This window comes from Parafilimonas terrae, from assembly GCF_900115755.1.
In the GTDB taxonomy this organism is placed as follows: domain Bacteria; phylum Bacteroidota; class Bacteroidia; order Chitinophagales; family Chitinophagaceae; genus Parafilimonas; species Parafilimonas terrae.
The window spans coordinates 82260-93343 of sequence record NZ_FOXQ01000014.1 but is presented as its reverse complement, the minus strand read 5'-3'; the positions used below and the strand labels follow the sequence as shown (position 1 = coordinate 93343).

Below are 11084 nucleotides of genomic sequence, written 5' to 3'. Positions count from 1 at the left end.
CAGTACGATATTATTTTTTCGCAGCATACAAGTAATAGCTGCCCGCAATCACTTTTAAAAAATCTGCGCAGCCAGTTTTTATTGTTTATTTGAAGGGCAGCGGTTTACCTTTATTAAATTCCTAAAGCAGTTATAATATAAATTGTTTCAAAATGTAATTTGTTTTTTTTTGAGTATAATTGCGCAATTCGATATGCCACCACATGTTATCTAAGAAAACGAAATATGCTATTAATGCGCTTGTTTATCTTGCCAGGCAAAGCAAAGATGGTGAGCCTGTACAAATAAGCAGGATTGCAGAAAGCGAAAATATTCCAAGAAAATTCCTGGAAGCTATATTGCTTGAACTGCGGCATGCCGGCATGCTAAACAGCCGCAAAGGAAAAACCGGCGGTTATTATTTGCAAAAAACGCCTGAAGAAATAAATATCGCCGATGTAATGCGTTTATTTGATGGGCCTATTGCTTTGTTGCCCTGTGTTGCTTATAAATATTATGAACGTTGCGAAGAATGCATTGATGAAGAAACCTGCGGCATACGGTCTGTGTTTTCTGATGTACGGGCGCAAACAGTTAAAATGCTTAAAGGTGCAACCCTTGCTGAAATCGTTAGTCGCAGTGAAGGCCTGAAGAAAGAAATCAGCCGCAGGAAAAAGCCTCCAAAGAAAAAATAAATTTTTTTGCTCAAAAATCCTACTAATTCGATAGGAATTATATATTTGTTGCCAAATAACCTGTTTATATGATTAGATTTAATCCTGGAAGCCTGTTATATTTATTAATCTTAATGCCGGGTATTAATGCGCTGCATGCGCAAATAATAGAGCGCTCATCACCTATTGATACGGCAATAAAAAAAGCGGCAGATACCACTGTGAAAGCAAAGGCAATACCAAGTACATTAACTTTTGCATTGGATATGCGAACACGTTCGGAAATGCGGCATGGATATAAATCTTTGCCAACTGTTGATACGGGTGCTGCCTTCAATATAAGCCAGCGCACACGTTTTAATATTGATTTCAAGAGTAAAAAACTTGATGTTTTTCTTTCCTTGCAAGATGCCCGTGTGTGGGGCCAGCAAGACCCGAGGGCAGGGCAATCCGGTACTGGTTCAGCAGCAACATCAACAACCTATCCTGTTTATTTATTTGAAGCGTATGCTGAGCCAAAATTTACGGATAAATTTTCCGTTCGTATAGGGCGGCAAAGAGTAATGTATGACAACCAGCGTTTATTTGCAGAGAACGACTGGCGGTTGGCCGGTAATTCCCACGACGCCATTCGTTTTATCTATAATAATAAAACCAATTTCACAACGGAGTTATTGGCTGCCTATAACCAAAGCGGTGAAAATGTTTTCACTACAAAATATTCACCGGCTGTTCCCAATTACAAATCACTGATTGTACATTACCTCAACTGGAAAGTAACGGATAAGTTTACACTTACAACAATTAATACGGCAGACGGATTTCAAAGTTCTGTGCCGGGGAAATACAGAACAACCAATGAAAGATTTACCAGCGGCGGCAGGCTTGAATATTCAACGGGTAACTGGTATGCCACGGTAGCCGCTTATTATCAATATGGCAAAGATTCCTCGGGAAAAAAATTGGGCGCCTATTATGTTCAGCCTGAAGTAAAATATTCAAATGGCCCTGTAACTGTTCGTCTTGGTATGGAATACCTGAGTGGCGCTGATAGCTCAGCCCATCCTTCAAAGGATAAAAATTTTGTGCCTTTATATGGTGTGGCGCACAGGTTTATGGGCAATCTTGATTACTTCACTTCCTTTCCTGGCGATGTTAATGGCGCAGGCTTAATGGATCCGTATTTGTTTTTTATGTATAATAAAAATAAGATCAGCATTCGTGTAGAGAATCATTTATTCTATTCTCAATCTCGGTTTGTTTATAAGGGCGATCTTGTAAATAAATACCTGGGTTTTGAAAACGATCTGCGGTTTAATTACAGGCCAAATAAGTTTACAGACCTTGAAACCGGTTTTTGCTGGGCTGCTGTAACAAACTCAATGACAGTGATAAAAAAAGGCGGCGATACAAATGCGTTTCCCTATTTCGCTTATGTAAGCTTAAAGCTAACACCAACGCTTGGAAAAATTACTTTCTAAAAAATTTTATTCATAATTCCTATTAAATATATAGACTTAATAAATAAACTATGCTTAAGAAAACCTTCATATTAGTTCTTTTATCTTCTTTATTCATTGCTGGTTGCACCGGTGGTTCAAAGGAGGAAAAAAATACTTCAGGCTCAGGCAATACTGTTTCTATTTCTTTTTCCGGTGCATTCGCTTTATATCCGCTTGTGCAAACCTGGGTTACCGAGTACAATAAAATACATCCCGAAATAAGGTTTGATGTACAGGCCGGTGGTGCTGGTAAAGGCCTTACAGACTGTCTTGCCGGTGCGGTGGATGTAGGTATGTTTTCAAGAGAGCTTACTGATGCGGAAAATGAAAAAGGTGTTTGGTCTTTATCAGTTTGTAAAGATGCTGTGCTTCCAACAATGAACGTAAAAAACCCTCTTTATAACGAAGTGCAGGCACGCGGTGTAAAGAAAGAAGAGTTCAAAGCCATATTTGTTGATAACAGCATTAAAACATGGCAGCAGTTACTGGGTAAAGGCGCCGGCGCTGACAATATAAATGTTTATACAAGGGCCGATGCTGCGGGCGCCGCAGATTCATGGGCTGCTTTTTTCGGAAAAAAACAGGAGAATTTAAAAGGCATCGGCGTAAATGCAGATCCGGGTGTGGCTGATGCTGTAAGAAAAGATTTAAAAGGAATTGGATATAATAACACGCTCTTTGTATTCGATCAGAAGACAGGGAATAAACTTCCCGGTATTGATGTAGTGCCCATTGATGTGAACGGCAATGGCAAAATTGATGCGGATGAAAATTTTTATGGGAACCTTAGCACATTTCTGCAGGCTGTAAATGATGGCAAATTCCCTTCACCGCCCGCCAGAAACCTGTACTTTCTTACAAAAGGCAAAACACAGAAAAAAGAATTGCTGGATTTCTTTAAATGGGTATTAACCGACGGGCAAAAGTTTGTGCATGTTGCTGGTTATGTGCCCCTGTCTGAAACCACCTTAACTGAACAGGTTCAAAAGCTTTAAACAGTTTGTGTTGTAATTATTAATACCGGGCATTAAAGCTTTCATGACTGCGCTATGGCATGAAAGCCCGGCCCGGTCAATCGCTTAGTTTTTAAATACTACCGCCAATGTTATTATCCAGGAAATTAACCGATAATATTTCATCCAAATGGATGGTTACCTGTCTTACATTTTGCCTTTTGCTGCCGCTGGCCATAGGCACAGGACTTGTGTTTAAATCAACACCCTTGTTAAGTGAACACAGGTTAAGCGAACTTGTATTCTCAAAAGACTGGTTTCCTTCTGATAACAGGTTTGGGTTTTGGTCTTTCATTGTATCATCGGTTTGGGTTACTGTATTATCATTAATCATATCCATACCGCTTTGCCTTTTATCTGCAATTTATCTTACACAGTATGCGCCTAAATGGTTTTTAAAATTCATGCGGCCCGTTATTGATATTCTTGCAGGCATACCTTCTGTTGTGTACGGTGTTTGGGGATTACTGATAGTTGTTCCATTGGTTGGAGATAAAATAGCGCCGTTCTTTGGTAAAGAATCGCTTGGTTATAGTTTGCTGGCAGGCGCCATTGTGCTTGCTGTAATGAGCATTCCATACATACTGAATATGTTGCTGGAAGTGTTCAGGCAAATGCCTGTAGAGCTTGGTGAAGCTTCTTTGGCGCTTGGCGCAACAAAATGGGAAACTATTAAACATAGTTTTTTACGAAAAGGTTCAACTGGTATTATTTCCGCATTTGGCTTAGGGTTTTCAAAAGCGCTGGGCGAAACCATTGCCGTGCTTATGGTGGTAGGCAATGTTGTTCAAATACCAAAATCCATGTTCGATTCCGGCTACACATTGCCTGGTTTAATTGCCAATAATTATGGTGAGATGATGAGTATTCCTTCTTATGATTCTGCATTGATGTTTGGTGCGTTGCTGTTGTTTGTGATCATTGTTATCATCAATGTTATTTTCCGTTATATTATTTATAAATCCGAAGCGCTATGATGACATTCAGAAGAAAATATGAAGAGCGTTTTTTTCGTGCACTATCATTTTTGTTTACGGCAATAATTGTATTTGTGCTCGTGCAAATAATCTGGACGGTAGTGAAAAAAGGCTTTCCTTCCCTTTCATGGCAAATGATAACCCAGGAGCCAAAAGGAGGTTTTTATTTTGGTAAAGATGGCGGCATTTTAAATGCTATTGCAGGCTCATTTTATCTTGCCGTTTGCTCCACCATACTTGCATTCGTTATAAGCCTTCCTGTTGCCTTATTCATGAATATTTATTTGATAAGGTACCAGCGTTTGCTTATCGGTATCCGTTTTTTTCTTGATGTGCTTTGGGGCGTTCCTTCCATTGTTTATGGCGCCTTTGGATTTACGTTGTTAATGTATTTAGGGTATAAAAATTCTTTGGGCGCAGGCATTATAACTGTTGCAGCCATGATAACGCCTATTATGATCCGCGCCATGGACGAGGTACTAAAAACAATTCCTATTGGCTTGCAGGAAGCTTCTTATGCGCTTGGCTCAACAAAAACAGAAACAGCATATAAAGTTTTTTTCAGGGAAGCATTGCCGGGCTTTGCAACAGCTATCCTTCTTGCATTTGGCCGCGGCATTGGCGACGCTGCTTCTGTTTTATTCACCGCTGGTTACACAGACCATATACCACATGGTTTTAGCGAGCCCACGGCAACATTGCCGCTGGCCATCTTTTTCCAGTTGAGTTCACCCATTGAAGAAGTACAGAACCGTGCTTATGCAGCCGCAGTTATATTAACCGTGATTGTGCTTGTACTAAGTGTTTCTGCGAGGCTGATTAAAATGAAAAAATAATTTATCATCAACAAAAACAATCGCATGTCAACACAAATTGAAACATTACTCAAAAGCAATTTAACCACTACAGTTGTGCATAATAACATACCGGTAGTGGAGATAGATAAAGTGAATGTATATAGTAAAGGGCACCATATTCTTAAAAATGTTTCTACTATTATTCCTAAAAATAAAATAACTGTTTTGCTGGGCCCATCAGGCTGCGGTAAAACAACTTTATTGAAATGCCTTAACCGGTTAACTGACCTTTATCCTGATCTGAAAGTAAGTGGCAGCATCAGGATTGACGGCGACAATATTTTTGATGCGCATAAAGATATAACTGCCATCCGCCAAAAAATGGGTTTGTTATTACAACGTCCCTATCCATTGCCTATGAGCATTTATGATAACATTGCTTACGGGCTTAAGCTGAAAGGTATCCGTAATAAGAAAATCATAAGTGCCAAGGTGGAAAAACATTTAAAAGAAGTGGCTTTATGGGATGAAGTGAAAGACCGTCTTAAAACATCTGCACAACGCTTATCTATCGGACAGCAGCAGCGTTTATGTTTGGCAAGAGGCCTTGCAGTAGAACCCGAAATTATTTTGGCAGATGAACCTTCTTCAGCGCTCGATCCTATTTCTTCAAGGGTTATTGAAGAAGAGTTTATAAAACTGAAATCTGGTTACACCATTATATTGGTTACACATATTTTAAGGCAGGCAAAACGCCTTGCCGATAATGTAATATTCATGTATTACGGTGAAATAATTGAAAGCGGCCCGGCGCAGCAGGTTTTTGAGAATCCTCAATCTGAAATATTGAAGGAATACCTGCGTGTGGGCCACTAAGCTTTGTTGGTGGTAAACGTTTGAATAAAACGAAAAAGCTGCTCTTGTCTAAGAGTGGCTTTTTATTTAAGGCTTTCAAAGGAAAACAATTTGCGTCACACAATTCATCTTACTTTAGCATAATGGAGCAACCGGAACAGGAGCAGGCAATTAAAAAAGCAAGCAAGCTGCGCATTCTATTCAGGATGGCATTTATATGCAATATCTTTTTTATTATCTGTATGATTATGCGTTATACAACTTTGCCAAAATATATTCCGCAGCCGTTAATTGAATTTGCTATTGTCTTGGGATGGCTGGCGCCTGTAATAAATTTTATAAACTTTATGCTGGTGCTCATATTGCCTTCACGCGTAAAAAATAAATTTATTCCGCTTTGGTTGCTGTACGTAAATATTATTTGCTTTCTGCTGCAGATTTATTTTTTCTTTATTTTGAAAGATGCACCACATACTTAACAACAAACCTGCAAAGCTGTTTATAGGCTTCACGGCTTTCTTTGTAGCCAATGCATTAATTGCTGAATGCATTGGCACCAAAATATTTTCACTTGAAAAATTATTTGGCTTTGCACCATCCAATATTACATTGTTCGGGCAAAACGGTTTATCATTCAACCTTACCTGCGGCGTTTTATTGTGGCCGCTGGAATTTGTAATGACAGACCTTGTGAATGAATACTTCGGGCCAAAAGCAGTGAAGCGCATTAGTTATACAGCCATAATATTAATAAGCTATGCGTTTATTATGTTTTATGCAAGCATTCATATTCCGCCTGCAGATTTCTGGATAACGTCCAATCAAACCAAAGACATTGCGAACATGCAAACTGCCTTCAACGGTATTTTCGGGCAGGGGCTCTGGATTATACTCGGCAGCCTCACAGCATTCCTCGTAAGCCAGTTGGTTGATGTAACGGTTTTCCATCGTATAAAACGCATAACGGGTGAAAAGAAAGTATGGCTGCGGGCCACAGGCTCCACCGTGGTTTCGCAAATCGTTGACAGTTTTATCGTATTAACCATTGCATTTAAATTAGGCGGAACATGGACGTGGCCGATGATCTTTGCTGTAGGCACTTTAAATTATATCTACAAATTTCTTATGGCCATTATTCTTACGCCGGCGCTTATATGGGTTGAAAAAAGAATTGAAAAATATCTCGGCCATGAAACAGCCATGCAAATGAAAAAAGCAGCAATGGGCGAGCCAACAGATGGTTTTGAAAATATACCCACAGCAGGCTGATATAAGGCCCATGCATTTCTAAAATGCGGCACATCTGCATTAAAAAACAATTGCAATATCATTTCACGTAATGATTGGTACAAGAATTGAAACCAGATGTATAAAAAATATTTATGCCTACATTAGATGAAATGAACACACTAAGCCAGATACTGAATAAACTAACCGTAAAAGGTTACGATAATGAATTCAGGTGGGCCAGCGAAGGTTTTGTTTTTAATGATAAAGTTTATAAACCTGAGGATTTAACTATTGTTAAAACCTATCGCTTTGAAGGTGAGTCAGATCCTTCCGATACATCTGTATTGTATCTGATTAAAGCGAATGACGGGTTAATAGGTTACAGCATTGATGCTTATGGCGTTTACAGCAATCATGATGATGAAGCGGGTTATGACAATTTTATACGGCAAATACCTGTAAAGGATAATGACGAGCAATTGCTGTTTGAGCTTTAATCAGTGTTTCTTGAAATACTGAATTTCCTGTTCATGTTTCTTTGCTGCTTCAAGTGTATTGAAAGTGCCCAGGTTCCTGCGTTTGCTGGTTTTTGGGTCTTTCTTTTTTGAATACAGCCTGTATTCGCCAGACTTTAATTTCCGTATCATAATTAGTATTTAACGTGAGTTCCGGATAAGCATTTCAATGATGAAGATGTTGCGAATTGAGCAGGGATTTGTATCGTCATGTCGGGGAAACGAGACATCTCCTGAAATTCAGACTGGTTGAAAGTTAAGAGATTTATCTCTTTCATATTTATCTTTTAGGTCTCGATGATTGCTTCGCAATTCTCCTGTCGTCGAAATGACGTTCGAAGATGTCTGTATTTTGTAACCAGTTTTCAATTTCATAGCATAACGCCTCACATATGTTTATCCAGAACTTACATTATTTATAAAAAGTTTACAATAGCCATGCCATCTGCTAAAAATAATCATGCGCAATCCGTTGTAATTGTCGGCGGCGGCGCAGCCGGCTTAATGACTGCTTTTGAGTTGTCGAAACATAAAATAGCAGTAACCATCCTGGAATCAAAACAGCGACTGGGTGGCCGCATCCATACTTTATATGACGATTCTTTTTCTCAACCTGTTGAAACAGGGGCTGAATTTATTCATGGTCATGCGCCCGTTACCCTGTCTTTACTAAACGAAGCCGGCATTTCTTATCATGCCATTAATGACACGATGGGCCGGATTGAAAATGGCGTGTTTAACTACGAAAATAATTTCGAAGGGCATTGGAATTTATTAATGAAAGAAATGGTTTCACTGCAACAGGATATGCCGTTGGCTGTGTTTATTGATACATATTTTGGAGAAGATAAGTATGCAGAATTAAGGTCATTCGTAAAAAATTTTGCGGGTGGTTTTGACCTGGCAGATATTTCAACAGCTAGCACAAAAGCTTTATATCGTGAATGGAGTGAAGAAATGGGAACACAATACCGGGTTGATGGCGGATATAAAAGGCTGATAGATTTCCTGGAAACAAAGTGCAGGGATAATGGTTGCTCTATTCATTTTTCCTGCTGTGCCAAAAAAATAAGCTGGCATAAAAATGAGGTGAATGTGCTTAGCATGTGCAGCCATCTTTTTAAGGCAAATAAAATTGTGATAGCTGTGCCCGTAAGTGTTTTGCAGGCCGATGCGGGCAGTTCGGATTATATAGAGTTTTCACCTGCCATTCCTCAACATATAAAAGCTGCAAAAAATATAGGTTTTGGAGCGGTAATAAAGGTTATACTGGAGTTTCATGAAAATTTCTGGAAAGCAAACACTAAAGATGCCGGTATGATTTTTATGCAGCATGAAGTTGTTCCAACCTGGTGGACACAATCGCCGGTTGAGAACAATATTTTAACCGGCTGGATTGGTAATGAGCATGCAAAATCTTTGCAGGGTGAAACAGATGAAGTTATTCTTTACAAAGCCATTCAATCCCTGGCAAATAGTTTTGGTATACCTACAGAAAAAATTCATAAAAACTTAAAGGCATATAAGATAGCCAATTGGTGCAAAGAGCCGGATATTTACGGCGGCTATTCATTCAGCACAGTAGAAAGTGCAACTGCTAAAAATGTTTTGCGGCAACCGGTTAATGATACCATCTTTTTTTCCGGTGAAGCTTTGTTTGAAGGCTCGCCGGGCGGCACGGTTGAAGCAGCATTAAGCAGTGGAAGAAAAACGGCTGAAGCCGTTTTAAAAACGTTATAAAAGCGGCATGAAAATTTCAAATTAAATTATATGGATAAATCGAAAACGGATAACGATCCAAAAAAAGAAAAGCCTTCACAAATAAATTATGAAGACGAATTGTTCAGGCATGAAAAATATCAATCAGATGAAATAGATTCTGATGGTTCTGCAAGCGCATTTGATGAAACTGAAACCGTAGATGAAGATAATTTTGACAGGCTTTCTGAAAAATAATATAGCCCAGGATAGCGGTTTGACCGGGGTGATGAATGATGAGATGAATTTTCACTTGTGGCGGCATACTCGCAACTTACCACTTACCACTCACTCTTTACCACATAGTGCCGCAGTATTTTAACGCACCTGCTTTATAAAATCCCTGAAAGCAACACCATTCTCTTTAAGATTACCGCTGGCATCCTGTAAAGCAACAGCTTTGCCTGAACCTTCTGCACCGCCGTCTGCACTGTAAAAAATGCCATAAGCAAGCCCTGCATTACGCACTGCATGTAATATATTTTTTACCAATTCCGGTGAAGGTTGTAATACGCCAAATTCGTTTGACATAACCGGCTTTCCTGTTGCTGTTTTAATATAATTTGCTACATAAGAAAATATCTCCGGGTCAAAATCTGCATCGCCGCCCTTGCCCCTCAATTTTACAGGTTCATACCAGTGGAAATTTATATAATCAAGATCGAGCGTTTTATAAGCGGCCAGTATTTTTCTTCCAAATTCTATTTGCCGCCGGATCACTTTATTATTCATATTCCGCACCCGCTGCACCAGTGCCGGCGGCGCTGCCTTTGTTACAAAATCCATAGCTTCTTTTTCTCTGCCTTTTTGCATAAGATCATCGTAAACAATAAGGCAAACTTCCCTCACCGTAATACCGCCGTTGGTAACTTTTATGCCGCGTTTATGTGCTATATCAATTGCAGTTTTAAGCTCTGTTAAATAATCTTCTGCAGAGCCTGTATGGTATAAAGGATTGTCTTCTTCATTTTCAATCACGAGCACTTCAGGTTTATATTTATCAAGAATTGAATTGAGTGTGTTGCTGTAAGCAGCCATGTCAGTAGGAAAGGGCACCGGGTCATGATCGCCCACTGCATTTCGGGGAACAGCATAATTTACGTTCAACAAAAATTTTAAGCCCGCTGCAGTGTAAGCATCACAGGCATTGCTGCTGCCATTCCATGTTTTAATGTCAATTTTCGCTCTCGTATAATTTACGCCAAGCGCTTTTACAACCTGCGCCTGTCTTTCCGGTGGAATAATCCTGCCCCCCGATTTGGCAACCATTACGCCAAACCTGGTAACCGGTGAAGAGGAAGTGTCGCCCGCAGTTGCAGCAATATCTTTTGAAGCAACGCTTTCATTGTATGAAGCAGAATCTTTTGTTTGCACCTGCTTTTGTTCAACAGGCATATTAGACCTGTTTACCAATCTGCAATTAACATTCAGTAATAAAAGGAGTAAGGGAAATATAACCTGCATCTTCATAAGTTTTGTTTTCACGAATTAAATATCGGTACAATTTAGTACTGCCAAACCTAAGCCAAAAAATTTCATTGTTTTACAGATTTGATAATGGCGGGAAAGAGGATGCTGTAACATTTCAGGGCGGTTAATCGTTAAACGGCTTTTATTATAGTGTGAATATTTATCACAATTTTTATTTGTATTTAAACAAATGGTTAAGCAATACAGGCAATGATATTTTTATTTTAACGGGAAGGGTTGTTCGCTATCGTTAAAAAGAAATTAAAAAACTATCTTCGATACTGAATGAACTACACCATCGTTATTTAGTTGTC

At 39.2% G+C, this 11084-nt stretch carries 13 protein-coding genes; 11 read left to right on the top strand and 2 right to left on the bottom strand.

Going from position 1 to position 11084, the window contains the following annotated elements; translation table 11 throughout:
• Positions 1-203 precede the first annotated feature (203 nt).
• The 9 genes from BM015_RS18390 (at position 204) to BM015_RS18350 (ending at position 7524) form a co-directional block, all read left to right on the top strand.
• The gene (locus BM015_RS18390) at positions 204-674 is read left to right on the top strand and encodes an RrF2 family transcriptional regulator (RefSeq protein ID WP_090662264.1); all 471 of its coding nucleotides are present in this window, start codon (positions 204-206) and stop codon (positions 672-674) included.
• A 68-nt stretch (positions 675-742) separates the two neighbouring features.
• Complete coding sequence (locus tag BM015_RS18385; protein ID WP_143075921.1) at positions 743-2134, top strand: alginate export family protein; 1392 nt, start codon at positions 743-745, stop codon at positions 2132-2134.
• Positions 2135-2184: 50 nt separating this feature from the next.
• The gene (locus BM015_RS18380; protein ID WP_090662256.1) at positions 2185-3150 is read left to right on the top strand and encodes a PstS family phosphate ABC transporter substrate-binding protein; all 966 of its coding nucleotides are present in this window, start codon (positions 2185-2187) and stop codon (positions 3148-3150) included.
• 107 nt (positions 3151-3257) lie between these two features.
• Positions 3258-4145 carry a phosphate ABC transporter permease subunit PstC gene (pstC, locus tag BM015_RS18375; RefSeq protein WP_218148553.1) on the top strand — a complete coding sequence of 296 codons (888 nt, stop codon included), beginning with the start codon at positions 3258-3260 and terminating at the stop codon, positions 4143-4145.
• On the top strand, positions 4142-4981 hold the full coding sequence (gene pstA / locus BM015_RS18370; protein ID WP_218148551.1) for a phosphate ABC transporter permease PstA: 840 nt from the start codon (positions 4142-4144) through the stop codon (positions 4979-4981). Before pstC ends, pstA begins: the two co-directional genes overlap by 4 nt.
• A gap of 24 nt (positions 4982-5005) precedes the next feature.
• Entirely contained in the window at positions 5006-5818 is an 813-nt protein-coding gene (locus BM015_RS18365) for a phosphate ABC transporter ATP-binding protein (RefSeq protein WP_090662250.1), read from the top strand.
• 122 nt (positions 5819-5940) lie between these two features.
• On the top strand, positions 5941-6276 hold the full coding sequence (locus tag BM015_RS18360) for a hypothetical protein (protein ID WP_090662247.1): 336 nt from the start codon (positions 5941-5943) through the stop codon (positions 6274-6276).
• Positions 6260-7066, top strand: a complete 807-nt coding sequence (locus BM015_RS18355) for a queuosine precursor transporter (RefSeq protein ID WP_090662244.1) — start codon at positions 6260-6262, stop codon at positions 7064-7066. The genes BM015_RS18360 and BM015_RS18355 overlap by 17 nt, the downstream gene beginning before the upstream one ends.
• Before the next feature lie 113 nt (positions 7067-7179).
• Positions 7180-7524, top strand: coding sequence for a hypothetical protein (locus BM015_RS18350; RefSeq protein WP_090662241.1), 345 nt, complete (start codon positions 7180-7182; stop codon positions 7522-7524).
• On the opposite strand, the gene BM015_RS21625 is transcribed toward BM015_RS18350, so the two are convergent.
• The gene (locus BM015_RS21625) at positions 7525-7674 is read right to left on the bottom strand and encodes a hypothetical protein (RefSeq protein WP_090662239.1); all 150 of its coding nucleotides are present in this window, start codon (positions 7672-7674) and stop codon (positions 7525-7527) included.
• A 306-nt stretch (positions 7675-7980) separates the two neighbouring features.
• Here BM015_RS21625 and BM015_RS18340 point away from each other — a divergent pair, with 306 nt between their 5' ends.
• Both BM015_RS18340 and BM015_RS18335 read left to right on the top strand, forming a co-directional pair.
• Complete coding sequence (locus BM015_RS18340; protein ID WP_177191955.1) at positions 7981-9282, top strand: flavin monoamine oxidase family protein; 1302 nt, start codon at positions 7981-7983, stop codon at positions 9280-9282.
• A gap of 30 nt (positions 9283-9312) precedes the next feature.
• Positions 9313-9498 (top strand): hypothetical protein, encoded by a 186-nt coding sequence (locus BM015_RS18335; RefSeq protein ID WP_090662233.1) that lies wholly within the window; start codon positions 9313-9315, stop codon positions 9496-9498.
• Positions 9499-9618: 120 nt separating this feature from the next.
• Here BM015_RS18335 and BM015_RS18330 read toward each other — a convergent pair whose 3' ends face one another.
• Positions 9619-10695, bottom strand: a complete 1077-nt coding sequence (locus BM015_RS18330; protein WP_090662230.1) for a hypothetical protein — start codon at positions 10693-10695, stop codon at positions 9619-9621.
• Between the last annotated feature and the right edge of the window lie 389 nt (positions 10696-11084).